Source organism: Streptococcus parasanguinis (assembly GCF_001069785.1).
Lineage (GTDB): Bacteria > Bacillota > Bacilli > Lactobacillales > Streptococcaceae > Streptococcus > Streptococcus parasanguinis_T.
The window spans coordinates 1-26,736 of record NZ_JVSR01000095.1 but is presented as its reverse complement, the minus strand read 5'-3'; the positions used below and the strand labels follow the sequence as shown (position 1 = coordinate 26,736).

The following is a 26,736-nucleotide window of genomic DNA, read 5'->3' as shown; positions in this document are numbered from 1 at the left end:
GCACTTTTCTCACAGCGGAAAGTTTCAGTATTTTCTTAAATCGATTTAAATATTGGAACTCAATTTTGTTTTTTGCAGAATCACTTAACTTATTTTGCTTTAAAATAGTTTGTCTACATTCTAATAAGAGCCGAAAGGCTCTTTTTTTTATATACTCAAAAATAAAAAAGCTGGGAAGTCTAACTAAATAAATCAGATTTTATTCGTTCTGGTTTTTTAACCATTGTTTTAAAAAAAGCCGGGCAAAAGCCCGACTTCTCCATTCTATTATTCGTTATGATTGTTAGAGTCTTGCGAAGAAGGCTCAGATGGTTTAGATTGATTTTCTTCGTTCGAAGAGCTAGACGATGGTTCTTCATACGAATACTGATCAGTGGAATAACTTGGCTCATAGTAGTAGTTATTGTAGTTGTTCTTACCATTGTTTAAGTAGAGATAAGAACCACTTCGATACAGTCCACTTGGTTGCGTCCAATCCGTATGACCAGAGTTATTATTATTAGCAAGATAGAGCATCATTTGACGGTAGACATCCGTTGCGACCTGTATTCCATTATCCAATACTGGTGTAAAGCGATTGGAATAACCTGTCCATACTGCCATGGCATATTCAGGAGTGTAGCCTACAAACAATTCATCCGGTGTTACAATATTTGAATAAGCATTTTTTGTCAATTTACCGATTTCGTTATCAGCATAGTTTGATGTACCTGTCTTACCAGCTTGGTAGATTCCCGAAATGGCAGCATTTGTACCGGTACCAGACAAGAGAACTGTCTTCATCATATCTGTCATCATGTAGGCAGTTGTTGCTTTCATTGCACGAGTTCCTTCGGACTCAAATTCCTTGGTTGTGCCATCACTAAAGACAACCCGACTAACATAGGATGGTTTGTAATAGGTACCGCCATTGGCAAAAGCAGCATAGGCAGCTGCCATTTTCTCACTGCTGGCTCCGTATTTGTTGCTAGAATCGCTAGTGTTACTCGAGATAGCGTTGGCGTAAACCATTTCTGGGTAATCGATCCCTAATCCATTGAGGAATTTCTTAGCTTGTTTAAGACCAACTTTTTCCAGGGCCTTCACCGCAGGCACGTTACGAGATTGTTGAATTGCGTAGGTAATGGACATGCTACCATAGTATGAACGGTCCCAGTTGTAGACAGGCGTTGATGAATGAGGGAAGTTGTATGGCGCATCTGTTGTAGTAGCTGCTGTAGAGGTATATTCCTCATGTTCAAGAGCTGGTGCGTAATCTGTGATTGGTTTCATTGTTGAACCCCAGTCACGGTTCGTTTCAACCGCTTGGTTTGTACCAAAGGAAACATTGCTGGATTGGTGACGAGAACCCAGCTGAGCAATGACTTTACCAGTATTGACATCAATAACGGTAGAAGCTACTTGCATTTCATCATCCGGGTAATTGACATATTCATCTGTATTGTAGATATCCCATAGTTTCTTTTGAGCTTCTGTATCCACGTTTGTATAGACATCCATTCCGGTTGTCAACAAATTGTAGCCCGTTTCTTCTTCGACTTGCTCGATCACTTCTTTTAGGTAATTATCCATATAGGCTGGGTAACTGCTTGAAGAACTGAGACTTTGCAGACCATCTGTAACAGGTGTATTGACCGCTGCTTCGTATTGTTTGTTAGAAATGGTCTTCATATCGAGCATTTCTTTTAATACTAAGTTTCGGCGCTGTTGCGCTGCTTCAGGATGGGAGTATGGATCGTATTGGTTTGGTGCTTGGGGCATCCCCGCAAGGAGTGCCAATTGAGGGAGCGAAAGATCTTTTAGATCTTTTCCGTAATAACTTTTCGCAGCTGTCTGCATTCCGTAGTTCCCATTCGCCATAAATACTTTATTGACGTAATAGGTCAAGATTTCTTGTTTGGTTGCTTTCTTTTCTAGTTGGGTTGCTAACCAAGCTTCTTGGATCTTACGAGAGAGGGTACGGTCAGAGGCTGAAGTGGAGAAATAGGTTAACTTGATCAATTGTTGCGTCAAGGTTGACCCACCTTGACTTCCTCCTCGTAAGTTGTGAAGGAAGGAACCGCCGATCCGAATGATGTCGACCCCACGGTGATTGAAGAAACGGTGGTCTTCAATCGCAACGATAGCATTGACCAAATCAGTAGGGATTTCATTGGCTGTGACATTGATTCGTTTCTCAGCTCCCAAATCCGCGATCAAGTTATTTTGGTTGTCATAGATCTTACTAGATGTTGTTGCAACCAAATCTTTTTCAGACAAGGTTGGTGCTTTCATAGCATAGTAACTAAATATCAGTCCACCGAGGACAAATAAAAGTAAGAAAAATGAAATGGCTGCGATGGCAACATATTTCAACCATTGAATGACTGTTTGTTTATTCATTTAAATACCGCCTAGAAGTTTCTGTTCGATAATATCAAGATAAGGAACGCTTGGAAGACGATTCTTATCTACTAGAAAGCCGTGCTCCTGAATATAGGAGAGGGGCATGGATTTACTACCATGATCGATGTTGTAATAGTGAATTAATGCAGGAGCAGGAAGTAAGTAGGTTTCACTCAACTTTGCAAAATGCAAGAGAACGAAACAGATACCGCCTTGCTGAACAACTGCCTCCATATGATCGATTTGATGTTGATGAAAATTTTTCATCGGCATGGATTGCTTTTGCTGTGTTTCCTTCGCTTCAAAATCGATATAGCGTCCCTTGTATACTCCAGAATAGTCCGTCGTTGAGGCTTGCCTGAAATAGGCTTCAACAATCTTTGCCCGACTGCGACGTGGATAATCCACTTTCACGATTTGAATCGGTGTTGGTTTTTTATGGATGACTGCTAGACCTCGAGAAAGATAGTATTGATTGCTTTCATTGATCATTTTTTCAAATGTCATCCCACGATTCGCAAAGTCGACTGGATGTTTCCTTTGTGTAGAGACCAAGGTTTTTTTGGCTACTTTATGTGGATAGTTGACCATAGTTCTCCTTATTGGTACAATTACATCACTCTATTATATCATAAATTAGAATAATGAGGAAAAAATGAATACCATACTTGTTGCAGGTTATAAGAGTTTTGATGTGGGAGTCTTTTCCAATAAAGACCCTCGACTGACCATTATCAAAAAAGCCATTGAAAGAGATCTTCGTCGTCTATTTGAAGAAGGAGTGAAATGGCTGGTCTTTTCTGGTAATTTGGGATTTGAGGCTTGGGTACTAGAGGTCGCCTTTGCATTAAAAAAAGATTACGATTTTCAAATGGCGACGATCTTCCTATTTGAGAATGTTGGCGAAAATTGGAATGAAAGCAATCAGGAATTATTAGCACGCTTCAAACAGGTGGATTTCGTGAAATATGCCTATCCACACTATAGCAATCCGGGTCAACTAAAAGAATACAATCAGTTTTTGATAGATAACGCGGATGGAGCTTATGTTTTTTATGATCCAGAAAATGAAACCAATTTAAAGTATCTTTACAAAATGATGCGAGAAAAAGAACTATTTTATGTCAAAGAATTAAGTTTTGATGACTTAAATGAACTTGCTGAAAATTTTTACGAAAACTAAGTGTTATACCTTGATTTTTCTTACCAATTTTTTATATAATTGAGATGATGAACTAGATTGGAGAGAGTAATGGCAAGTATTATTTTTACTGCGAAAGATATTTTTGATCAAGATTTCAAACGAGAAGTTCGTGGTTATAGTAAAGATGAAGTAAATGAATTTTTGGATGATGTCATAAAAGACTATGAAACCTATGCTGCTTTGGTGAAGGAATTGCGTGAAGAAAACGCACGCCTTCGTGAAGAACTTGCCCAAAAAGCACAGGAAACACCACAAACATCTCCAATTGCTAGTACAGCTACGCAAGAATTCCCGCAAGTGACAACAGCGACGAACTTTGATATTCTTAAGCGACTCAATCGTTTGGAAAAAGAAGTTTTTGGGAAACAGATCGTAGATCGCGATTATTAATCCCATAGATCGTGCAATTTTTGGATAATCGCGTGGGAGAATGCTCTCATGAGGAAAGTCCATGCTAGCACAGGCTGTGATGCCTGTAGTGTTTGTGCTAGGTGAATCCATAAGCCTAGGGACTTGGTATTCAAGTTACGGCGAGTGAAGGAGCTAAGTCTAAGGATAAGCTCTAGTAGCTCTGAAAGTGCCACAGTGACGTAGTTTTTAGGGAAACCTAAAAAGTGGAACGCGGTAAACCCCTCAAGCTAGCAACCCAAACTTTGGTCGGGGCATGGAATGCGTGGAAACGAACATAGCATTCTGACTGGAAACAGTAGACAGATGATTATCGAAGGAAATGGTACCTAGTCATTTCTGGAACAAAACATGGCTTATAGAAAATTGCATATAGGTTGATGAGGTGGAGAGAGATCTCAACCTCCTTTTTTAAAGTGATAGGAATAAGATGAAAAAACAATTTGAATTGATTGCAACGGCCGCTGCTGGCATAGAGGCTGTTGTTGGTCGAGAACTACGCGATCTCGGTTACGATTGCCAGGTTGAAAATGGACGGGTTCGATTTCAAGGAGACCGTCGAGCAATCATAGAGACCAATCTCTGGTTGCGCTCGGCTGATCGAGTAAAAATTGTGGTTGGGACTTTTCCAGCCAAAACCTTTGAAGAACTCTTTCAAGGTGTCTTTGCTTTGGATTGGGAAAATTATTTGCCTTTAGGAGCACGTTTTCCTATTTCTAAGGCTAAATGTGTCAAATCAAAACTCCATAATGAACCTAGCGTTCAGGCCATTTCGAAAAAAGCAGTGGTTAAAAAGTTACAAAAACACTATGCCCGACCAGAAGGTGTTCCTCTCATGGAAAATGGGGCAGAGTTCAAGATCGAAGTATCGATCCTTAAAGACCAAGCCACTGTCTTGATTGACACCACTGGTAGTAGCCTCTTCAAACGTGGTTATCGGACTGAAAAAGGGGGAGCCCCTATTAAGGAAAATATGGCAGCAGCAATTCTTCTGCTGTCAAACTGGTATCCAGATAAACCCTTGATTGACCCGACATGTGGTTCTGGAACGTTTTGTATTGAGGCAGCGATGATTGCGAGAAATATGGCACCTGGTTTACGTCGGACCTTTTCTTTTGAAGAATGGAACTGGATGGATGATCGCTTGATTCATGAAGTCCGTCAAGAAGCAAGCAGAAAAATCAATCGCGAGATCGAATTGGATATTATGGGAACCGATATCGATGCACGGATGGTTGAGATTGCCAAAGAAAATGCCCAGAAAGCGGGCGTTAGCAGTGACATTACTTTCAAACAGATGCGAGTCCAAGATCTTCACTCAGATAAGATCAACGGGGTGATTATCTCCAACCCTCCATATGGAGAACGCTTATCCGATGATGAAGGTGTGACGAAATTGTATACTGAAATGGGGCACGTATTTGCACCTCTCAAAACCTGGAGTAAATTTATCTTAACCAGTGATGAAGGTTTTGAATCTAAATTCGGTAGTAAAGCAGATAAAAAACGAAAACTTTATAACGGAACCCTAAAAGTTGATCTCTACCAATATTTTGGGGAACGAGTAAAACGGCAGATTAAGGCATAGAAAGGATTTTTATGACAGAGAAGGATAAAAAGCCATTAGAGCAAGAAACAGAATCAATTTTAGAGTTTGAAGATGCTAAAGAGATGACGATTGGGCAGGCCAATCGAAAAGCAGAAGAAATCGAGGCAGGTGTCACTGAAGGTGATAATGTCTTAGACAAATACATCAAACAACACCGAGCAGAAATTGAAGCAGAAAAATACGATACAAAGATTTTGGCCAAAGAGGAATTGGCTAAGGCTGAAGAGTTGGCAGCTGCAGAAACAGTTGCTGAAGTTGCTGAAGTAGTGGAAGTACCGGAAGTAACGGAAGTACCGGAAACGGTCTTGGAACAAAGGCCTGAAATGGATGCCATCTCAACAGAATTACCAGCTAAGATTAAATTTGGACCAACACCAACCGAACCAATTGTAGAAGCAGAGGACCTTCCTGAGGAAACTCCAAGCAATGCTGGTAAACGAATCAAAGCGGTTCTATACTCTGCATTAGGTCTTGCGATTGTCGGTTCGGCCATTTTTGTGACCTATAACTGGATGCACAGTCGTGGAAAATCTGGTGGTACAACAGTTGTATCGTCTTCATCTAGCAAGTCATCTTCTACTTCTAAATCAAGTAGCAGTGAAACACAAGCTCAAAAATTGGAAGAGTTTACCAAAGCTTACGATGCCTTTTTTGTAGACGAATCGAAAAGTGGGCTAAAAAATGATAAATTCGGAGACTTGGAAAATCTGAAGAAACTGCTGGACAAATTAGAAGGAAGCAGTGATTATAATGCGGCTAAAACAAAATATGAAGATCTTGTGAAGCAAGTTTCTGCCATTCAAAAAGTGAATTCTCAATTCAGTTCTCCTGTGATCAAAGATGGAGTTCTTGATGCAACTGCCAAAGCAAAAAGTGATGCGACCTTTGCAGAAACAAAGACAGGCAATGAAAAATTAGATAGCTTATTGAATGAGGCAGTTGCGCAAGGACGTTCACAACAGGTTGCGACACCAGCTCCAGTGACAGGAACAGGTGGTGCAGATACTTCCAATGCAACTCCGGCCCCAGCTCAAGCAGCAACGCCTACAGCCCCGGCTGTAAATGCTGCTACAAGTGGTGCAGGAACTGCAAGTCCAGGCTATTCAGGTTACGGTCTTCCAAGCGATGGTGTCCCACTTCAGCGGAACCTGAGCCGTGTGCCGTATAACCAAGCAGCTATCAATGATGTCAATAACCCGGCTTGGGTGTTTGGGGATGGTATCCTTGAAAAAGTATTGAACATTGCTCGTAAACGTGGACATATCACTGGCAATCAATACATTTTAGAGCGTGTTAATATCATTAACGGTAATGGCTATTACAACCTTTTTAAACCAGATGGAACCTATCTCTTTAGTATCAATGCCAAGACTGGTTATTTCGTAGGGAACGGAAAAGGTCATTCAGATGCTCTGGATTATTAATGCCTGAGCAAGTATACTATTTCTGGGAAAAATGACAAGAAAAAAGGATGAACCACAGGTTCATCCTTTTTTGAGTCTTAAACAACATGACGTTCAAATGGATCGTCCGAAATTCCTTGATCTAGAATCAGGCGACACCATTCTTTGGCTGAGAAGAGACTGTGATCCTTGTAATTTCCACAAGACTCAATGGTTGTGCCTGGGACATCCTCCCAAGTGCTGACAGATGCAATTTCTTCTAAAGATTCTTTAATCACTTTAGCAATTTCCGAACTTGAATGCTGTCCCCACATGATCATATGAAAACCGGTGCGACATCCAAATGGGGAACAGTCAATCATACCATCTATGCGTTTGCGAATGAGCATCGCAAGAAGATGCTCTATTGTGTGGAGCCCTGCCGTTGGAATCGCATTTTCATTCGGCTGCACTAGGCGAATATCAAAGTTAGAGATGATATCTCCTTTTGGTCCAGTTTCCTCACCAATCAAGCGCACATAAGGAGCCTTCACGGCTGTGTGGTCCAATTCAAAACTTTCAACAATTACTTCTTTTGTCATACTCAAATCCTTCTTTGTTTTTCTTGATTATAGCATAAAAAGCAGATTCAACAAAGTGGAAATAGATGAATTTCTCGCAGGTGTTCCATGAAAGAAACGTAGATAAAAGAATAAGGGCTAAGCAAAAATATAAAAGGTTTTTCCTGTTTTTTTAGATTGTTAATTTTAGTAATTTATGGTAAAATGTAAAAGAATTTTTAATTCAACTAATTAAATAGATTTGGGGTAAAAGCATGAATTTTGTAATTACAGGTGTTTTTGCCGCGGTCATTGGTTTAGTCATTGGATATGTGGGAACTGCTCTTAAAATGAAAGCTTCAAAAGAAGCTGCGGAACTCACCCTTTTAAATGCTGAACAAGAAGCAACGAATTTACGTGGACAGGCAGAACGTGAAGCCGATTTGATTTTAAAAGAGGCGAAGCATGAGTCAAGTTCACTTAAAAAAGAAGCACTTTTGGAGGCAAAGGAAGAAGCCAGAAAATATCGTGAAGAGGTCGATGCTGAGTTTAAGTCAGAACGACAAGAATTGAAGCAATTAGAAAGCCGTTTGGCAGAACGTGCTAGCAATCTTGATCGCAAAGACGACATTTTAACAAGCAAAGAACAGTCTCTTGAACACAAAGAGCAAAGTCTTACAGATAGAACTAAACACATTGATACGCGTGAACAACAGCTGGAAGAGCTTGAACACAAGAAAGTAGAAGAACTGGAACGTGTCGCTGCTCTAAGTCAAGGAGAAGCGCGTGACATTATTTTGAATCAGACGGAAGATCAACTTTCAAAAGAAATTGCATCACGAATTCGTGAAGCAGAACTGGAAGTGAAAGAACGTTCTGATAAAATTGCAAAAGACATTCTTGTGCAAGCCATGCAGCGAATGGCTGGTGATTTTGTTGCTGAGCAAACAAACTCAACAGTTCATTTGCCAGATGATAGTATGAAAGGGCGCATCATCGGTCGTGAAGGGCGCAATATTCGTACCTTTGAGAGCTTAACAGGTGTCGATGTGATTATCGATGATACGCCAGAGGTGGTGACCTTGTCAGGGTTTGATCCGATTCGTCGTGAAATTGCCCGTATGACAATGGAGAGCCTTCTCAAAGATGGTCGCATCCATCCAGCCCGCATCGAAGAGCTGGTTGAGAAGAACCGTCAGGAAATTGACAATCGTATTCGTGAATACGGTGAGGCCGCTGCTTATGAAATCGGGGCGCCAAACCTCCATCCAGATTTGATGAAAATCATGGGACGGTTGCAATTCCGTACATCTTATGGTCAAAACGTTTTGCGTCACTCCATTGAAGTTGCCAAACTTTCTGGTATTATTGCCAGTGAGTTGGGTGAAAATGCTACTTTGGCACGACGTGCAGGGTTCTTGCATGATATCGGTAAAGCGATTGACCGTGAAGTGGAAGGAAGTCACGTTGAGATTGGGACAGAATTGGCACGTAAGTATAAAGAACACCCAGTGGTTGTCAATACTATTGCCAGTCACCATGGAGATGTGGAACCTGAAAGTGTTATCGCAGTCATTGTCGCTGCAGCTGATGCCTTGAGTGCGGCTCGACCTGGAGCACGAAGTGAGTCACTTGAAAGTTACATCAAGCGTTTGCAAGATCTTGAAGAAATTGCAAACAGCTTTGAAGGAGTTAAGACAAGTTTCGCCCTTCAAGCAGGACGTGAAATCCGTATTATGGTGAGCCCTGAGGCAATCAAGGATGATAAAGTGACGATCTTAGCTCATGATATTCGTGAGAAGATAGAGTCAAATCTTGAATATCCTGGAAACATTAAGGTTACCGTTATTCGAGAATTGCGTGCAGTAGATTACGCAAAATAAACGAAAAGCTTGAGATCTAGCATCTCAAGCTTTTTGAATGAAAAAAATCAGTTGAAAATTAGGCCGATTTTTGTTACACTAGATAGAAAGACATTGAAGGAGAAATCATGGCGGATCGTGGCTTATTAATTGTATTTTCTGGCCCTTCAGGGGTTGGAAAAGGAACGGTCAGACGAGAAATTTTTGAAAACTCGGACAATCAGTTTCAGTATTCTGTATCGATGACGACGCGTGCACAACGTCCAGGTGAAGTGGATGGTGTCGATTATTTTTTCCGTACACGTGAAGAATTTGAAGATTTGATCCGTCAAGGGCAAATGTTAGAGTATGCTGAGTACGTTGGAAATTACTATGGGACTCCTTTAACCTATGTGAATGAAACCTTGGACAAAGGAATCGATGTATTCCTTGAAATTGAAGTTCAAGGTGCGCTCCAAGTAAAGAAAAAAGTGCCAGATGCAGTTTTTATCTTCTTAACCCCGCCTGATTTGGATGAATTACAAGATCGATTAGTGGGACGCGGAACAGATAGTGCAGAAGTCATTGCGCAACGGATTGAAAAAGCAAAAGAAGAAATCGCCATGATGCGTGAATATGACTACGCAATTGTGAACGATGAAGTTCCTCTTGCTGCTCAACGTGTCAAACGTGTGATCGAAGCAGAACATTTCCGTGTAGACCGTGTCATTGGGCATTATCTGGATATGTTACCAAAAACACAAACTATTGTGAAGAGATAAATAATTAGAAATTAGGTATAGGAATATGATGTTAAAACCTTCTATTGATACATTGCTTGACAAAGTACCCTCAAAATACTCATTGGTCATACTTGAGGCAAAACGGGCCCACGAATTGGAAAGTGGTGCAGTGCCAACTCAAGAATTCCAATCGGTCAAATCAACATTACAAGCGCTTGAAGAAATCGAGTCAGGAAACGTAGTTGTTCACCCGGATCCAGAAGCAAAACGTGAAGCGCTTCGTCGTCGGATTGAAGCAGAGCGAATCCGCAAAGAAGAAGAAGAGCGTAAAATTAAGGAACAAATTGCCAAAGAAAAAGAAGATGGTGAAAAAATTTAAGGTTGGGGGCTTCTCAATCTTATTTTTTGCTATTTAAAGGGTTCCGTGATAAAGTAAAGCTCATATGATAGAGGCTGGAGGTGAAAAAGTGATAGCAAAAGTCATCGTAGATGTTCCATTGATGCAGACGGATAAACCCTATTCCTATCAGATTCCATCAGAATTTGAAGATATGGTTGAGGCGGGAATGCGAGTTCATGTCCCCTTTGGTAAAGGGAATCGCCTCATTCAAGGGATTGTGGTAGACGTTGTAGAAGAGGCAGATACAAGCGAGGAATTGAAGGCGATTGGAGAGGTATTAGACTACACTCCTGTCTTAAATCAAGAGCAGTTCTGGTTGGCAGATCAATTGCGAAAAAGTGTCTTTTCCTACAAAATAACGATTTTAAAAGCCATGCTTCCCTCACTTCTTAATTCCAGTTATGACAAGATTTTGTATCCTCAACCATCTTTGGATCCAACTCTCAAAAAGAAACTTTTTGGTGAAAAAAATGAAGTTTCTTTTTCTTCTCTAGATGCGGCCGATCAAGCCCAAGTGATGCGGTTGGTCAGAAAAGGTGATTTGGTACTTGAATACAAGGCCAAGGATAAGAAACAAATTAAAACAGAAAAATGGTATCGCGTTAACCAGGAACGATTAAAAGAACTGCAACCGACTGTGAGAGCTAAAAAAAGACTAGCATTGAAAGAACGCCTGTTGCTAGAGCAAGGGGAGCAACCCTTAGCAGGATTGTATCAGGATTTTTCACGAGAAGTAGTGGCTTATTTTATTGATCAGGGTGTTTTAGAAATTACAGAACGAGAAGTGAATCGGGCGGCTGCATATTATGAAGGAAAAGAACAGACCCAGGCCCTGCTTTTAAATTCAGAGCAAGCAAAAGCTGTCGAAACAGTAGTTTCTCAAATTGGGAAAATATCAAAGCCTTTTTTATTAGAAGGTGTGACTGGAAGCGGGAAAACAGAAGTTTATCTGCAGATTATTCAGGAAGTTCTAAATAAGGGGAAAACGGCTATTATGTTGGTCCCTGAGATTTCCCTGACGCCACAGATGACGGATCGTTTTATCTCGCGTTTTGGCCAGGAAGTAGCCATTCTGCACTCGGGTTTATCAAACGGTGAGAAGTATGATCAATGGCGGAAAGTTGAACGTGGGGAGGCCAAGGTAGTCGTTGGAGCACGCTCAGCCATCTTTGCTCCTTTAAAAAACATCGGAGCCATCATCATTGATGAGGAGCATGAGGCTTCCTACAAACAAGATAGTAACCCACGCTACCACGCAAGGGAGGTCGCAGTCCTAAGGGCTCAGTACAATCAAGCAGTCTTGCTTCTTGGATCTGCTACACCAAGTTTAGAATCACGGGCTCGTGCAACAAAAGGGGTTTATGAATTAATTCGTCTAACCCAGCGGGCCAATCCGGCAGCCAAAATTCCAGAAGTTAAAGTCGTTGATTTCCGTGATTATATTGGCCAAAATGAAGCTGGTAATTTCACTCCGGTTCTAGTGGAAGCTATTGCTGATCGCTTGCAGAAAAAAGAGCAGGTTGTCTTGATGTTGAACCGCCGTGGTTATTCCAGCTTTGTCATGTGTCGCGAGTGTGGAACTGTAGATACTTGTCCCAATTGTGATATCTCACTGACCCTCCACATGGATACTAAAACCATGAACTGTCATTATTGTGGCTATAACAAGGCGATTCCTCGACACTGTCCAAATTGCCAAAGTCCTTCCATTCGCTATTATGGGACAGGAACGCAAAAAGCCTATGATGAATTACAAGAGATCTTTCCTGAAGCTAAAATTTTGCGCATGGATGTGGATACCACTCGAAAAAAAGGGAGCCACGCAGCGATATTAGATGCTTTCGGGAATGGAGAAGCGGATATTTTGTTAGGGACGCAAATGATTGCGAAGGGCTTGGATTTTCCAAATGTGACCTTAGTGGGTGTCTTGAATGCGGATACTTCTTTAAATTTACCGGATTATCGATCCTCAGAGCGAACCTTTCAACTCTTGACTCAGGTGGCAGGAAGGGCCGGACGAGCAGAGAAAGAAGGAGAGGTTATCATTCAAAGCTACAACCCCAATCATTATGCGATTCGATTTGCCAAAGACCAAGATTATGAAGGCTTTTTTGCCTATGAAATGCAGATTCGCCGGCAGTTAGGCTATACGCCTTATTACTTCACAGTTGGGTTAACCCTATCCCATAAGAGTGAGGAAATTGTGATGGAGAAGTCACATCAGGTCATGGAAATTCTCCGATCTGGCTTATCTGATCAGGTCCAAATCTTAGGACCAACACCTAAACCAATTGCACGTACACATAATTTGTATCATTATCAAATCATTGTGAAATATCGTTTTGAAGAAGGCATGACACAGGTCTTGAATCAAATCTTAGAATTTACGCAAGAAAGAGGCAACCAAGATCTCCGTGTCAGTATTGATAATGAACCTCAAAGTTTTATGTAAGGAAGAAAGAAATGACAAAATTAATTTTTATGGGAACGCCTGATTTTTCAGCGACGGTTTTAAAGGGATTGTTAGCAGATTCGCGCTATGAAATTTTGGCAGTTGTGACTCAACCAGACCGCAAAGTAGGTCGCAAAAAAGAGATTCGAATGACCCCGGTGAAGCAGGTAGCTTTGGAATATCAACTACCGGTTCTTCAGCCGGAGAAATTATCGGGTAGTCCAGAAATGGAAACTCTCTTATCACTGGATGCAGATGGAATTGTGACCGCTGCTTTTGGACAATTTTTACCGACAAAATTGTTGGAGAACTTTCAGTTTGCGGTGAATGTCCACGCGTCTTTATTACCTAAATATAGAGGTGGAGCTCCCATTCACTATGCCCTGATCAATGGTGACGAAGAAGCTGGGGTTACAATTATGGAAATGGTCAAGGAAATGGATGCCGGAGACATGATTGCAGCTCGTTCTCTCCCAATTTTAGATGAGGACAATGTGGGAACTTTGTTTGAAAAATTGGCAGTCCTTGGACGTGACTTACTCCTAGATACTTTGCCAGCTTACCTGGCAGGGGAGATCAAGCCAAGGCCACAAGATCCTAGTTTGGTCACATTTTCACCGAATATTTTACCGGAAGAAGAGGTTTTGGACTGGACAAAAACCAATCGCCAAGTCTTTAACCAGATTCGGGGAATGAATCCTTGGCCGGTCGCTCATACGTTATTAAATGGTCAACGCTTAAAAGTCTATGAAGCTGAACTATGCGAAGGAAATGGAAATCCAGGAGAAGTGATTGCTTTGACCAAAAAAGAGTTGCTGGTCGCTGCAGGAGAAGGCGCATTGTCCCTTAAAGTTGTGCAGCCAGCAGGAAAACCAAAAATGTCCATCACAGACTTTTTGAATGGCGCTGGCCGTCAATTGAAAGTAGGAGATCACTTTGGAAGTTAAACAAATGAATGCGCGTGAACAGATCGTTCGAGTATTAGAAGAGGTTTTTGAACAGGGAGCTTATTCTAATATTGCCCTAAATCAAGCGCTAGAACACTCTCAACTTTCAGATAAAGATAGAAGCTTTGTTACGGAAGTTGTATACGGTACTGTAGCACGGAAGATAACACTCGAGTGGTATCTCGCCCACGTAATTGAAGACCGGACGAAATTGGATCCTTGGCTCTATTATCTTTTGATGATGAGTTTGTATCAACTTGTTTATTTAGACCGCATTCCCGATCATGCCATCGTCAATGAAGCTGTTCGGATAGCAAAACGTCGAAAAGAAGGCAGTGAGAAGTTTGTTAATGCTATTCTTAGAAAGCTCCTCCGCGAGGGGCTACCAGCTATTGATACGATCAAGCGAAAGAACAAACGTTATTCGGTAGAGTATTCCCTACCTGTATGGTTGGTCAAAGCATTGATCGAAGAATACGGTGAGGAACGTGCTTGCGCTATTTTTAAGAGTCTCTATCAGCGTAATAAATCCAGTATTCGTGTGATTGATCTAGACGAAAAAGAAGAGTTGGCTCAGCTACTCGAAGCAACCTCCTCTCTACTTGCTCCGTCCGCTCTCGTGAAAGAACAGGGACATTTTGCAGCGCATTCCTTGTTCAAAGAAGGGCGCATTACTATTCAAGACGAGTCCAGTCAATTGGTGGCACCGGCTTTGGATTTGCAAGGAGATGAGTGGGTTTTAGATGCCTGTGCGGCGCCAGGTGGAAAGACGACTCACCTGGCTTCTTATCTCACAACTGGGAAAGTCACAGCCTTGGATCTCTATGACCATAAGCTCAAATTGATTCAAGAAAATGCTAATCGGCTCCATGTTGCGGACAAAATTTTGACAAAGAAGTTAGATGCGACAAAAGTCTTTGAAACATTTGGACCTGATGCTTTCGATAAAATTTTGGTGGATGCGCCTTGTTCAGGGATTGGTTTGATACGGAGAAAGCCTGATATCAAGTACAATAAAGAGAGTGCAGATTTTGTATCTTTACAAGCTATTCAATTGGCCATTCTGGATAGTGTTTGTCAAAGTGTGCGTAAAGGTGGTATAATAGTGTACAGTACGTGTACAATTATGGGTAAAGAGAATTTTGAAGTGGTGGACCAATTTTTGAAAAACCATCCAAATTTCGAACAAGTCCCATTGGATCACGAAAGAAAAGATATTCTTAAAAATGATTGTATCCTTATTACACCCGAATTATATGGAAGCGACGGCTTCTTTATCAGTCGTTTTAAGAGAATCTCATAATATCAGGAGGAAACTGACAGTATGGATATTACGATCTTAACCGATGTAGGTCAAAGACGGACAAATAACCAAGACTATGCAAATCAATATAAAAACAAGGCAGGAAAACCGATGGTTTTACTTGCTGATGGTATGGGAGGACACCGTGCCGGAAATATTGCTAGTGAAATGGCAGTCACAGACCTAGGTGCGGCTTGGGTTTCTTCTGAGATCGAGACGGTTAATCAAGTACGGGAATGGTTTGCAGAACATTTAGAAGCTGTGAACCGTCGGATCCATTTAGCTGGGCAAGATGATGAGCACAAAGGAATGGGAACGACATTGGAAGCCTTGGCTTTTGTAGAAGGGCAAGTGATTTATGCCCATGTTGGAGATTCGCGGATTGGCCTCATTCGTCAGGGCGAATATCAGCAGTTGACCAGTGACCATTCTCTTGTAAATGCTCTTTTGCGAGCAGGTCAAATCACAGAGGAAGAAGCAGCCCATCATCCTCAACGTAACATCATCACTCAGTCCATTGGCCAAAAAGATGAGTTGGAGCCGGATTATGGTTTGGTGACGGTTGAAGCAGATGATTATATTTTGATCAATAGTGACGGTTTAACCAATATGATTGGTCCGGATGAGATCAGAGATATTGTCTTGAGTGATGTTTCACTGGAAGAAAAAGCTCAAACCTTGATTCGTTTTGCCAATAATGCTGGAGGCTTGGATAATATCACTGTTGTACTGCTCCACTTTACTGAGGAGGACGCAGCATGATTCAAATCGGCAAAATTTTTGCCGGGCGATATAAAATCATCCAACAAATTGGACGCGGCGGGATGGCAGATGTTTATCTTGCGCGTGATTTGATTTTAGATGGGGAAGAAGTTGCAGTCAAGGTACTGCGTACGAATTACCAGACGGATCCCATTGCAGTTGCGCGTTTTCAGCGTGAAGCAAAGGCGATGGCAGAGCTGGACCATCCAAATATCGTTCGGATTACAGATATTGGCGAAGAAGAAGGACAACAATACCTTGCAATGGAATATGTTGCAGGTTTAGACTTGAAACGCTATATCAAAGAAAATGCTCCTTTATCAAATGAAGAAGCTGTTCGTTTGATGGGGCAGATCCTTCTAGCTATGCGTCTTGCCCATACGCGTGGCATTATCCATAGAGATTTAAAACCACAGAATGTCCTCTTGACACCAGATGGAACAGCAAAAGTTTCAGACTTTGGGATTGCAGTGGCCTTTGCAGAGACTAGTTTGACCCAGACCAACTCGATGTTGGGGTCGGTTCATTATTTGTCCCCTGAGCAGGCGCGTGGTTCAAAAGCTACGGTGCAAAGTGACATCTACGCTATGGGAATCATTTTCTATGAGATGTTGACAGGACACATTCCTTATGATGGAGATAGTGCAGTCACAATTGCTTTGCAGCATTTTCAAAAGCCACTCCCATCTATTCGTGAAGAAAATAAGAATGTTCCACAAGCTTTAGAAAATGTAGTGATCAAAGCGACAGCTAAAAAACTGACGGATCGCTATAAATCAGTGGCAGAGATGTATGTGGATCTTTCAAGTTGCTTGTCCTATGAGAGAAGAAATGAGAAAAAACTGGTTTTTGAAGACCAAGCGAAAGCTGATACAAAGACTCTTCCAAAAGTGAGTCCAACTCCAAAAACGGCTCCTGTTCCAATCTCTGAGGTACGCAGTGAAATCAGTTCGGTAGATCCTAATCGACCATTATCTGACCAGCAGACCATGGCACCAAGTAAAAAGCCAAGAAGACGCTTGCGGGCGCGCTACAAGGTCTTGTTTGTTGCCATTGCCCTAGTTCTTGCTGCCTTTACTTTCTTGTTGTATATGAGCCCAGCCAATAAAACCGTTCCAGATGTTTCCGGCAAAACCATTGCCGAAGCTAGAGCGGTTATTGAGGGACAAGACCTTCAAGTCGGTGAAGAGAAAGAAGAGTACAGTGATTCGGTTGCAGAAGGCTATGTCATTCGAACCAATCCAAATGCAGGGGCCCAAAAGAAAGAACAAAGTCGAATTGATTTGATTGTTTCAAAAGGACCAAACAGCTTTGAAATGCCAAATTACGTGGGTGAAACACGGGCAAAAGCAGAAGAAGATTTGAAAAATACTTATAAAGTATCAAGCAAAATGATCACGATTGAAGAAGTTGAGACCTTCGATTATGCTGCAGGGACAGTTCTTGAACAAACTCCAGCTCCAGGAGAGCAATATTCTCTGAATTCAAAAACTAAGATTGTTTTGAAAGTAGCGAAAGAAACGACTTCAATTGAAATGCCAAACTATGTTGGATCAACTTATGATTTTGCTAGAAGTAATTTGATTGAGATCTATGGTATTAAAGAAGCCAATATCGAATTAAGAAAAACAGAACATCTCCCTGATGGAGTATCTGTTTCTGCAGGTCAAATTGTCAGTCAAACTCCAGAAGTTTCGAGTACGGTGGATATTAACCGAACACGAATTGTTTTGACTGTATATGAGCCTAAAGTGACAGCTTCTTCAAGTACGAAAGCCTCATCAAGTTCTGATACATCTAGTTCATCCTCTGGTGAACGATCAGATACAGAAAGTTCAAGCAGTAGTGCAACTAGTGGAGATTAATAAATCAGTCTAAGACTCAGATGGATTTCTGGGTCTTTTTGATTGTCTGCTATTATCCAACCACAGACGGAAGTCAAATGAGGAAAAATTTGATAAAATAGGAAAAGATGAGGTAGACTATGTGGAAAATACAAATTTTTATTTTCGTTGAAGCCGTTTTGTTAACATTAGCAGCGATCACCATTTTATCAATCGATTTTTCCAGATTTGTTGTCTTGATGGTTCTCTTTTTGCTCCTTTTGTATTACTATTTTGGCAAACAAAAAGCGAATTTTCTATTAATCGCGCTGAGTGTGCTATTGTTTTTTATCGTGATGCTGAATCCTTTTGTGATTGCAGCCATTTTATTTGCGGTGGTTTATGGTTTATTGATTGCTTACCCTTATATGTATAAGGAAAATGAAGCCGTTGTGTTTGATGTTGAAGAGGATACGAAAATTCGTCAGGAAAAAACTCGATGGATTGGTGATTTACAACATTTTTCAAAGCAAAGTCGAGGGTATCGAGATCTGAATGTGATCCGAGTTTTTGGGAATGACACCCTCCATTTAGAGGAGGTAGCCATTTGCAATTGGGACAATGTAGTGATCATTCGGAAAGGGTTTGGAAATACAAAAATTATCTTACCGATTGATTTGGAATTGCATTTACAAATTAACACCCTGTATGGAGATCTGAAGTTTTTGGATCTTCCTGTCCGTAAAATGAGGAATGAAACCATAGACATTGAAACGGCACATTATCGGAGATCGCACCGTTCTATAAAAATTGTGTTAGTTGGTATTGTTGGGGATGTTGAGGTGATTCGCGCATGAAGAAATTAGACTATCTCCTATTGTATTTCTATTCCCTAATGGTGGTTGCGGTCATTTGTCATACCATTTTCCATTTTGTTGGTTTTCAGTGGGGCAAACTTCTTTCAGATCTTTCCTTGCTTCAGTCATTCCTATTTTTGGTTTTTAGTCTGACGCTTGCATTGACGGCTTTGGTTGTCTTAATTATTAAAATCACGCAATTTGTAACGGTTCATGCAGTACAACAAAAGGTAGAATCTATCCTGACTGCTTCACAGAGAAAAGAAATTGCCCCCAAAGAATTGAATCAACAGTTAGATTTATTGGACAGCAAATTGCTTCGACTAGAAGAAAATTTACAAAAAAGTGAAAATCGTGTGATGCGAAATGAGGAAGAAATTGTGGAAATCGAGCGTAAGAGAATTGCGCGTGATCTACATGACACGGTTAGTCAAGAATTGTTTGCAGCCAATATGATTTTATCTGGAGTGGCAGCCCAGGCCCTTGAGTTAGAGAAAAGTCAGATCCAGCAGCAACTTAATGGTGTATCAGATATTCTGGGTACAGCCCAAAATGATTTACGCGTCTTGCTCCTACATCTTCGTCCTACAGAATTGGAAGGAAAAAGTTTGGTAGAAGGTATGGAGATGATTTTTAGAGAATTGAAGGAAAAGAGTGACCTAACAGTTGTCTTCCATTATAATGACGTGAGCATTCCAAAAGAAATGGAAGAACATCTATTTCGAATCGTCCAAGAAATTGTCAGCAATACCTTGAAACACGCTAGAGCTCAACAAATGGATGTCTTTTTGCATCAGGAAGGAAAACAACTTCATTTACGGATGGTAGATGATGGAATCGGCTTTGAGCAGGAAAAATTGGAACGATTGAGTTATGGGTTGAAAAATATTCAAGAACGTGTAGAAGACATGGCGGGAACCATTAAAATAAGAACGAGTCCTCAAAAGGGAGTGGCTGTAGATATTCGCGTTCCCCTCCTTGTAAAAGATAAAAATGAAAAGGAAACTGTATGAAAGTATTATTAGTAGATGATCATGAAATGGTCCGATTGGGATTGAAAAGCTTTTTGTCCATGCAAACCGATATTGAGCAAGTCTTAGAGGCACAAAATGGGCAAGAAGGGGTGGACTTGGCGTTGAAAGAAAGACCAGACGTCATCATCATGGATATTGTGATGCCAGAGCTAAATGGAATCGATGCGACTCTAGCCATCCTAAAAGAGTGGCCGGAAGCTAAAATTGTCATTTTGACGTCTTATTTAGATAACGAAAAGATTTACCCTGTCTTAGATGCCGGTGCAAAAGGGTATATTTTAAAGACCTCGTCAGCAACTGAGATCTTACAGGCTGTCCGGAAGGTTGCAAAGGGAGAATTTGCAATTGAGACAGAAGTTAGTCAAAAAGTTGAGTCACGAAAGAACCATGCTGAATTGCATGATGATTTGACAGCTAGAGAACGAGATATTCTGGCTTTATTGACGAAAGGATATGAAAATCAACGAATAGCAGATGAACTCTTCATTTCTTTAAAAACAGTGAAGACCCATGTCTCCAACATCTTATCGAAATTAGAAGTCAGTGATCGGACGCAAGCAGTCGTCTATGCCTTTCGACACCATCTGGTGAATCAAGAAGATTTTTAAAAGGAAACATGCTATAATAGAGCGTGATCATAAGGGGGAGACAAGTGGACGCAAAATTACGTTATAAAGCCAAAAAAGTTAAAATCGTCTTTTTTGATATTGATGATACATTACGTGCAAAAGAAACTGGATTGATCCCAGAATCTGTCAAAGAAGTCTTTCATCAGTTGAAAGAAAAAGGAATTCGAACAGGGATTGCAACCGGTAGAGGGATTTTTGGTGTTGTTCCTGAAATCATGGACTTAAAGCCTGATTTTCTAGTAACCTTAAACGGTGCCTATATAGAAGATACAAAAGGAACTGTGATCTACCAATCACCAATCAATGAAGCAATCGTTTCTTCTTTTGTAGATTGGGCCAAAAAATCCGAGATTGATTATGGGTTAGTGGCTAGTCATCAAGCTGCCCTGTCTAATCGGACACCCTTGATCAGTGATGCTATTGACATCATTTATCCCAACTTACCTGTAGATCCAGATCTGCATCTGAAAGAACCTATTTTCCAAATGTGGACCTTTGATGAACAGGATAGTGAGCTAGAGTTGCCCCCTTCTTTGCAAGAGGATTTGCGCCTAGTTTCGTGGCATCCCCATTCGTCAGATGTTGTTCGCTTTGAAGCTTCAAAAGCTTCAGGAGTTTCTCATCTTGTCAAACATTTGGGCTTGAAGCCAGAGAATGTTTTAGTATTTGGGGATGGATTAAATGATCTAGAACTATTTGATTATGCTGGAATTAGTATCGCAATGGGAAAATCTGCTCCAGAGTTACAAGAAAAAGCTGATTATATCACTAAGAATTTAGAAGAAGATGGCATATTCTATGCCTTAGAGGAGTTAAATATGGTTGAAAAAGAATTGACGTTACCACAGTTAGAACTTGCTACGGCTGACGGTCCTGTCGCTGTGATCAAAACCAATCACGGTAAGATGAACATTCAATTGTTCCCAGATCAAGCGCCAAAAACAGTTGCAAACTTTGTAGCTCTTGCAAAGTCTGGTTATTATGATGGTGTCATTTTCCATCGGATTATCAAAGATTTCATGATCCAAGGGGGAGATCCTACTGGTACAGGTATGGGTGGTGAATCCATCTATGGGGAGAGCTTCGAAGACGAATTTTCAAAAGAATTGTACAATATTCGCGGAGCTCTTTCGATGGCAAATGCTGGACCAAACACAAATGGTAGCCAATTCTTTATTGTACAAAATCAACATCTCCCATATTCGAAAAAAGAATTGGTCCGAGGTGGCTGGCCTGAAAAAATTGCCGAAATTTATACGACAGAAGGAGGAACTCCTCACCTAGATCAACGTCATACCGTATTTGGACAATTGATGGATGAAGCTTCGTTTGCTGTGTTGGATGAGATCGCGGCTGTTGAGACAGGGATGATGGATAAGCCGGTAGAAGATGTCGTGATTGAAACCGTCGAAATTGAGGACTAGTATGAAAATTGGAGATAAGTTAGAAGGAACCATTACAGGTATTCAACCTTATGGTGCCTTTGTCGAACTAGAGTCGGGTATCACGGGATTGATTCATATCTCAGAGATTAGAAGTGGTTATGTAAGTAATATTCATGATATTCTTTCGATTGGAGAGAAAGTCTTTGTCCAAGTCATCGATGTTGATGAATATTCTAAGAAAGCCAGTCTTTCTTTGAGAACCTTAGAAGAAATACCACAACGAAGCGTTCGACACCATCGTTTTTCAAATGACCGCCACAAGAGTGGTTTTGCGCCCTTAGCTCAACAGATGCCGACCTGGGTCAAAGAAGGAAAGGTATTCTTTAGCAAACAAGAAAAAAAATAAAAACTTCGATGGGTTGATGAAACCTATCGAAGTTTTTTTGATATAGAGAATTATTCAAATTCGTAAAGGGTAGTAGAAAGGTAACGTTCTCCATTATCTGGTGCAAGAGCAAGAACTTTTTTACCGCTCCCCAATTCTTTTGCGACTTCAATAGCAGCATAGATAGCGGCTGCGCTTGAGATACCGACTAAGAATCCTTCAGCTCCACCGATAGCTCGTGCAAGTTCGAAAGCTTCTTCTGAAGACACGCGACGAACACCATCATATGCGTTAGTGTCTAAAGTATTTGGGATAAAGCCTGCTGAAATCCCTTGGATTTTATGTGGTCCAGGTTTTTCGCCAGAAAGGACTGCAGATTCATTGGCCTCAACGGCATAGACTTTGACAGCAGGATTATTCTTTTTCAAAGTATGAGAAATACCAGAAACAGTACCGCCAGTACCAACACCTGCGACAAAAGCATCTAAACCATCTTTTCCAAATGCATCAACGATTTCTTGTCCTGTTGTTCTTTCATGTACCTCTGGGTTAGCAGGGTTTTCAAATTGAAGAGGAAGGAAGCCATTTCTTTCTTCAGCGATTGCTTCAGCTTTAGCGATAGCGCCTTTCATTCCGTCACTTCCAGGAGTCAAAACGAGTTCAGCTCCATAGGCTTGGATGATTTTACGACGTTCCACACTCATGGTTTCAGGCATGACAATCACAACTTTATAGCCTTTAGCTGCGCCAACCCATGACAAGCCAATCCCTGTGTTCCCACTAGTTGCTTCGACAATGGTATCACCTGGTTTGATCAAGCCGTCCGCTTCAGCTTTTTCAATCATACTCAAAGCAATCCGGTCTTTAACAGATGACCCAGGGTTGAAAGCTTCGAGTTTGACATAGACATCTGCAGCTCCTTCAGGAACAAGACGGTTCAATTTGACAATCGGAGTGTTCCCAATCAATTCTGTAATATTTTCATAAATAGCCATAATATACCTCAGTTCTAGGTTTTCTTGATACTAACCAGTATAGTCCCTTGTGAGAAGAATGTAAAATATAGAAATTTTATGGGTGTGATAAAAAAAAACTATCGTTGCCGATAGTTTTTTTGATTAATTTTATACAGAAAGTAGGGGCACTTCAACCTCGCGAATTCCTTGGTCCTCAATAATGACCTTGCCATTGTAAAATTCGACTAAAGCTGCTGTAATAGAGTTTGTGTTTTCTTTATCCACAAAAATAGTTGTCCCCACCTGATCTGTGAACATCGGATCTTGTTCCGCCAATTGATGGTCTTTTAAGAAATTAGCAAATTCTTGGTATTGGGAATAGGTCAAAGTAATTCCAAGAACAACTTGCTCTTTGATTTCTACCAACCCGATTTCTCGAACCGCTTGTGCAACACTTCCAGCATAAGCGCGAATCAGACCACCCGCCCCTAATTTAATACCTCCAAAATAGCGGGTCACCACGACACAACTATTAGTGATGCGATGATTCTCCAGTACACCTAACATCGGTACTCCAGCTGTTCCACTAGGCTCTCCATCGTCACTGGTCCGTTTGATGTCACTTTGTTCCCCAATGATGAAAGCAGAGCAGTTATGTGTAGCCTTGTAGTGTTCCTTCTTGATCGCGTTGATAAAATCTCTAGCTTCCTCTTCAGAGGAGACTCGCTTGACATGACAAATGAATTTTGACTTTTTGATTTCTTCTTGAACAGTACCGTTCTCTTTAAATGTAACATATTCCATATTCTTATTTTACAAAAAAAGAATGATTTTCTCCAACTTTTGCGAATTAATAAGTATGAAGATAGAAGATTCTTATGGAAGACTCTTAACAGAGAGTCAAATGACAAATGATCTGAAAGAAATTGCCCAAGAACTTCCAGCTATGGAAAAACAGAATGGAAGGTACCAATGCTTTCGATGTGGCAGTTTGATTGATCAAAAACTTTGGAAGTTGAGTGAGGAGGTGTTGTATTGTAGAGCCTGTATCCAATTGGGAAGGATCCGGAGTGATCAAAAACTTTATACTATTGCACAGCAAGACTTTGAAGGACAAGAGGTGCTAAACTGGAAAGGAACCTTGACTTCCTATCAACAAGAGGTATCAGATGGTCTCATCAAAGCAGTTAGAGAAGGAAAAAATGCCTTGGTACATGCTGTGACAGGCGCTGGGAAAACGGAAATGATGTACCAGGTTGTAGCAACTGCGATCAAGGCAGGAAAAGCAGTCTGTATTGCTACCCCAAGAATTGATGTCTGTATAGAATTGTACGGAAGGATGAAGGAAGATTTTTCCTGCCACATCTCTTTACTTCATGGAGAATCGGAGCCCTATTTTAGAACCCCCTTGGTGATCGCTACAACCCACCAATTGCTAAAGTTTTATCAGGCCTTTGATCTCCTTATTATAGATGAGGTAGATGCTTTTCCCTATGTGGACAATCCAATCTTATATAAAGCAGCTCAGAATGCAATAAAAAAAGAGGGGAACACCCTTTATTTAACCGCAACCTCTACAGATGAGTTAGATAAAAAGGTTAAGAAAAAAGAAATCATTCGTTATAGTCTTCCAAGAAGATTTCATGGGAACCCACTAGTGGTCCCTGAAATAAAATGGGTGCCGAAAATTAGAGAAAAAATAGAAAAAGGAAGAATCCCTTACCAACTATTGCAACTGATCAAGAAACAAAGACAGAGTCACTACCCATTGTTAATCTTTGTATCTGAAATAGAATTAGGACAACAATTCACTGAGAACTTAAAAAAATACTTTCCCAAAGAAACAGTAGGTTTTGTATCCTCACAGACTACAGATCGTCTACGAATAGTAGAAGAGTTTAGAAACAAAGCCATAACCATGCTAGTCTCTACAACCATACTAGAAAGAGGAGTGACTTTTCCGTTTGTAGATGTATTTGTTTTAGAAAGTAATCACAAATTATTTACTAAAAGTGCTCTAGTACAAATTTCAGGAAGAGTCGGTCGAAGTAAAGAAAGACCAACAGGTAAACTACTTTTTTTATCAGAAGGCGTAACACGAGAAATGAAGAAAGCAATCAAAGAAATAAAGGAAATGAATCAGGAGGCTGGATTTTGAAAGAATGTTTGCTTTGTACGAAAGAGTTGAAAATTGGTGAACATTTCACAGACCTTATTTTTATGAATCAACAAGAAGAATGGATTTGTAAAGAATGCAAAGAAGACTTCGAACAAATTGGCGAAATCCATTGTCCTAGATGTTATAAAGACAAGGAGGAGAAAGTATGTAAAGATTGCGAATACTGGATACAAAAGGGGAATATGGTAGATCATGAAGCATTATATAGATATAATGCAGCAATGAAGGACTATTTCAAGCGATATAAATTTGAAGGCGATCGTTTATTAGGAATGGTATTTGCATGTGACATCAAAAAAGCCTTGAAAAAGTATAAAAGCTATACGATAATACCGACTCCAATCAGCCATGAAAAAAAGCAGGAGAGAGGATTCAATCAAGTATCGACTATACTAGATTTTGTAGAGATAAAGTATAACAGTCTATTCCAAAAAGAAGACACTTTAGCCCAATCAAAAAAAACAAGAGAAGAACGATTAAAAACCTCTCAAAACTTTCAATTAAAAGGAGAAGTTTCAAAAAAGCAGAAATATCTTATCTTTGATGATGTCTACACAACGGGCAAAACAATCGAATTAATGAAGCGCCTACTAATTGAAAAAGGTGTGAAAGAAATAAAGACATTTTCAATAGCAAGGTAAAAAAAGATTTGCAAAAACTTTATGAAAGCGTTATAATATACATATAAATAAAAACATAATGTTTAGAAAGTAGGTACTAATATGATTAAATATAGTATCCGTGGTGAAAACCTAGAAGTAACAGAAGCCATTCGCGACTATGTCGTTTCTAAACTCGAAAAGATTGAAAAATATTTTCAGGCAGATCAAGAGCTAGACGCTCGAGTAAACTTAAAAGTTTACCGTGAAAAGACCGCAAAAGTAGAAGTAACCATTCCGCTTGGATCTATCACACTTCGTGCAGAAGATGTCTCTCAAGATATGTACGGTTCAATTGATCTAGTTGTAGATAAAATTGAACGTCAAATTCGTAAAAATAAAACAAAAATCGAAAAGAAAAATCGTGTTAAATCTGGTGCAGGTAAATTGTTTACCGATGCAGTTGTAGAAGAAGCAGCAACCACAGAAAAAGTTGTTCGCTCAAAAACAATTGATCTAGAACCAATGGATTTAGATGAAGCGATCCTTCAAATGGATCTATTAGCACACGATTTCTTCATTTATCGTGATGCAGAGGATAACACAACAAATGTGATCTACCGTAGAGAAGATGGAGATATTGGTCTATTGGAAGTAAAAGAATAGAGATCAAAAAAAGAGATTGAAACCATCAATTAAATTATAGAGGAATCAGGAGCATTTATGCTCCTGATTTTTTTATATAAACCAAAAAAGTAAAAAAACTTTCAAAAAAATAAAAAATTTTTAAAAAAAGTGTTGACAGTAAGGCTAGGTCATGATATACTAATATAGTTGTCGCGAGAGAGCGACAAAGACCTTTGAAAACTGAACAAGACGAACCAATGTGCAGG

25 protein-coding genes and 1 other RNA gene are annotated in these 26,736 nt (G+C 40.4%); 21 read left to right on the top strand and 5 right to left on the bottom strand.

Annotated elements, in window-relative coordinates; all coding sequences use genetic code 11:
- Positions 1-267: 267 nt before the first annotated feature.
- Complete coding sequence (pbp1a, locus tag ADG03_RS08820) at positions 268-2,382, bottom strand: penicillin-binding protein PBP1A (protein ID WP_021154545.1); 2,115 nt, start codon at positions 2,380-2,382, stop codon at positions 268-270.
- Positions 2,383-2,976 (bottom strand): Holliday junction resolvase RecU, encoded by a 594-nt coding sequence (gene recU / locus ADG03_RS08815; RefSeq protein WP_003010355.1) that lies wholly within the window; start codon positions 2,974-2,976, stop codon positions 2,383-2,385. It lies immediately after the preceding gene.
- Positions 2,977-3,040: 64 nt separating this feature from the next.
- Between recU and ADG03_RS08810 the strand changes: the two genes are divergently transcribed.
- From ADG03_RS08810 to ADG03_RS08795, 5 genes are all read left to right on the top strand, one after another.
- The gene (locus ADG03_RS08810) at positions 3,041-3,568 is read left to right on the top strand and encodes an SLOG family protein (RefSeq protein WP_049473360.1); all 528 of its coding nucleotides are present in this window, start codon (positions 3,041-3,043) and stop codon (positions 3,566-3,568) included.
- A gap of 69 nt (positions 3,569-3,637) precedes the next feature.
- Positions 3,638-3,979, top strand: coding sequence for a cell division regulator GpsB (gene gpsB, locus ADG03_RS08805; protein ID WP_049473359.1), 342 nt, complete (start codon positions 3,638-3,640; stop codon positions 3,977-3,979).
- 16 nt (positions 3,980-3,995) lie between these two features.
- Positions 3,996-4,361: RNase P RNA component class B (gene rnpB / locus ADG03_RS11095), an RNA gene on the top strand.
- A gap of 66 nt (positions 4,362-4,427) precedes the next feature.
- A complete protein-coding gene (locus ADG03_RS08800; protein WP_049473358.1) occupies positions 4,428-5,585 on the top strand; it encodes a THUMP domain-containing class I SAM-dependent RNA methyltransferase in 1,158 nt (385 codons plus the stop codon).
- Between the two features lie 11 nt (positions 5,586-5,596).
- Positions 5,597-7,030 carry a cell division site-positioning protein MapZ family protein gene (locus tag ADG03_RS08795; protein ID WP_049473357.1) on the top strand — a complete coding sequence of 478 codons (1,434 nt, stop codon included), beginning with the start codon at positions 5,597-5,599 and terminating at the stop codon, positions 7,028-7,030.
- A 77-nt stretch (positions 7,031-7,107) separates the two neighbouring features.
- Here ADG03_RS08795 and ADG03_RS08790 read toward each other — a convergent pair whose 3' ends face one another.
- On the bottom strand, positions 7,108-7,590 hold the full coding sequence (locus tag ADG03_RS08790) for an S-ribosylhomocysteine lyase (protein WP_049473356.1): 483 nt from the start codon (positions 7,588-7,590) through the stop codon (positions 7,108-7,110).
- A 233-nt stretch (positions 7,591-7,823) separates the two neighbouring features.
- Between ADG03_RS08790 and ADG03_RS08785 the strand changes: the two genes are divergently transcribed.
- From ADG03_RS08785 to ADG03_RS08725, 13 genes are all read left to right on the top strand, one after another.
- Positions 7,824-9,431, top strand: coding sequence for a ribonuclease Y (locus tag ADG03_RS08785; RefSeq protein ID WP_049473355.1), 1,608 nt, complete (start codon positions 7,824-7,826; stop codon positions 9,429-9,431).
- A gap of 107 nt (positions 9,432-9,538) precedes the next feature.
- On the top strand, positions 9,539-10,171 hold the full coding sequence (gmk, locus tag ADG03_RS08780) for a guanylate kinase (RefSeq protein ID WP_049473354.1): 633 nt from the start codon (positions 9,539-9,541) through the stop codon (positions 10,169-10,171).
- A gap of 25 nt (positions 10,172-10,196) precedes the next feature.
- Entirely contained in the window at positions 10,197-10,511 is a 315-nt protein-coding gene (rpoZ, locus tag ADG03_RS08775; protein WP_003010339.1) for a DNA-directed RNA polymerase subunit omega, read from the top strand.
- A 64-nt stretch (positions 10,512-10,575) separates the two neighbouring features.
- On the top strand, positions 10,576-12,984 hold the full coding sequence (locus ADG03_RS08770; protein WP_049473353.1) for a primosomal protein N': 2,409 nt from the start codon (positions 10,576-10,578) through the stop codon (positions 12,982-12,984).
- An 11-nt stretch (positions 12,985-12,995) separates the two neighbouring features.
- Positions 12,996-13,931 carry a methionyl-tRNA formyltransferase gene (fmt, locus tag ADG03_RS08765; RefSeq protein WP_049473352.1) on the top strand — a complete coding sequence of 312 codons (936 nt, stop codon included), beginning with the start codon at positions 12,996-12,998 and terminating at the stop codon, positions 13,929-13,931.
- The gene (rsmB, locus tag ADG03_RS08760) at positions 13,921-15,234 is read left to right on the top strand and encodes a 16S rRNA (cytosine(967)-C(5))-methyltransferase RsmB (RefSeq protein ID WP_049473351.1); all 1,314 of its coding nucleotides are present in this window, start codon (positions 13,921-13,923) and stop codon (positions 15,232-15,234) included. Before fmt ends, rsmB begins: the two co-directional genes overlap by 11 nt.
- 21 nt (positions 15,235-15,255) lie before the next feature.
- Positions 15,256-15,996 (top strand): Stp1/IreP family PP2C-type Ser/Thr phosphatase, encoded by a 741-nt coding sequence (locus ADG03_RS08755; RefSeq protein ID WP_049473350.1) that lies wholly within the window; start codon positions 15,256-15,258, stop codon positions 15,994-15,996.
- Complete coding sequence (pknB, locus tag ADG03_RS08750; protein ID WP_049473349.1) at positions 15,993-17,861, top strand: Stk1 family PASTA domain-containing Ser/Thr kinase; 1,869 nt, start codon at positions 15,993-15,995, stop codon at positions 17,859-17,861. The genes ADG03_RS08755 and pknB overlap by 4 nt, the downstream gene beginning before the upstream one ends.
- Positions 17,862-17,980: 119 nt before the next feature.
- Complete coding sequence (gene liaF, locus ADG03_RS08745) at positions 17,981-18,676, top strand: cell wall-active antibiotics response protein LiaF (protein ID WP_003003865.1); 696 nt, start codon at positions 17,981-17,983, stop codon at positions 18,674-18,676.
- Positions 18,673-19,689 (top strand): envelope stress sensor histidine kinase LiaS, encoded by a 1,017-nt coding sequence (locus tag ADG03_RS08740; RefSeq protein ID WP_049473348.1) that lies wholly within the window; start codon positions 18,673-18,675, stop codon positions 19,687-19,689. Before liaF ends, ADG03_RS08740 begins: the two co-directional genes overlap by 4 nt.
- Positions 19,686-20,318: a response regulator transcription factor gene (locus ADG03_RS08735; RefSeq protein ID WP_049473347.1), complete on the top strand. Its 633-nt coding sequence runs from the start codon at positions 19,686-19,688 to the stop codon at positions 20,316-20,318. Before ADG03_RS08740 ends, ADG03_RS08735 begins: the two co-directional genes overlap by 4 nt.
- 44 nt (positions 20,319-20,362) lie before the next feature.
- Positions 20,363-21,763, top strand: coding sequence for a bifunctional Cof-type HAD-IIB family hydrolase/peptidylprolyl isomerase (locus ADG03_RS08730; RefSeq protein ID WP_049473346.1), 1,401 nt, complete (start codon positions 20,363-20,365; stop codon positions 21,761-21,763).
- A gap of 1 nt (position 21,764) precedes the next feature.
- Complete coding sequence (locus ADG03_RS08725) at positions 21,765-22,130, top strand: S1 RNA-binding domain-containing protein (RefSeq protein ID WP_049473345.1); 366 nt, start codon at positions 21,765-21,767, stop codon at positions 22,128-22,130.
- Positions 22,131-22,180: 50 nt separating this feature from the next.
- Here ADG03_RS08725 and cysK read toward each other — a convergent pair whose 3' ends face one another.
- Entirely contained in the window at positions 22,181-23,104 is a 924-nt protein-coding gene (cysK, locus tag ADG03_RS08720; RefSeq protein ID WP_049473344.1) for a cysteine synthase A, read from the bottom strand.
- A gap of 129 nt (positions 23,105-23,233) precedes the next feature.
- Positions 23,234-23,869, bottom strand: a complete 636-nt coding sequence (locus ADG03_RS08715; RefSeq protein ID WP_049473343.1) for a YigZ family protein — start codon at positions 23,867-23,869, stop codon at positions 23,234-23,236.
- 55 nt (positions 23,870-23,924) lie between these two features.
- Here ADG03_RS08715 and ADG03_RS08710 point away from each other — a divergent pair, with 55 nt between their 5' ends.
- The 3 genes from ADG03_RS08710 (at position 23,925) to hpf (ending at position 26,509) form a co-directional block, all read left to right on the top strand.
- Positions 23,925-25,223, top strand: coding sequence for an ATP-dependent helicase ComFA (locus ADG03_RS08710; RefSeq protein WP_049473342.1), 1,299 nt, complete (start codon positions 23,925-23,927; stop codon positions 25,221-25,223).
- Positions 25,220-25,885 carry a ComF family protein gene (locus ADG03_RS08705; RefSeq protein WP_049473341.1) on the top strand — a complete coding sequence of 222 codons (666 nt, stop codon included), beginning with the start codon at positions 25,220-25,222 and terminating at the stop codon, positions 25,883-25,885. Before ADG03_RS08710 ends, ADG03_RS08705 begins: the two co-directional genes overlap by 4 nt.
- 81 nt (positions 25,886-25,966) lie before the next feature.
- Positions 25,967-26,509 (top strand): ribosome hibernation-promoting factor, HPF/YfiA family, encoded by a 543-nt coding sequence (gene hpf / locus ADG03_RS08700; protein WP_021154569.1) that lies wholly within the window; start codon positions 25,967-25,969, stop codon positions 26,507-26,509.
- The last annotated feature ends 227 nt before the right edge of the window (positions 26,510-26,736 follow it).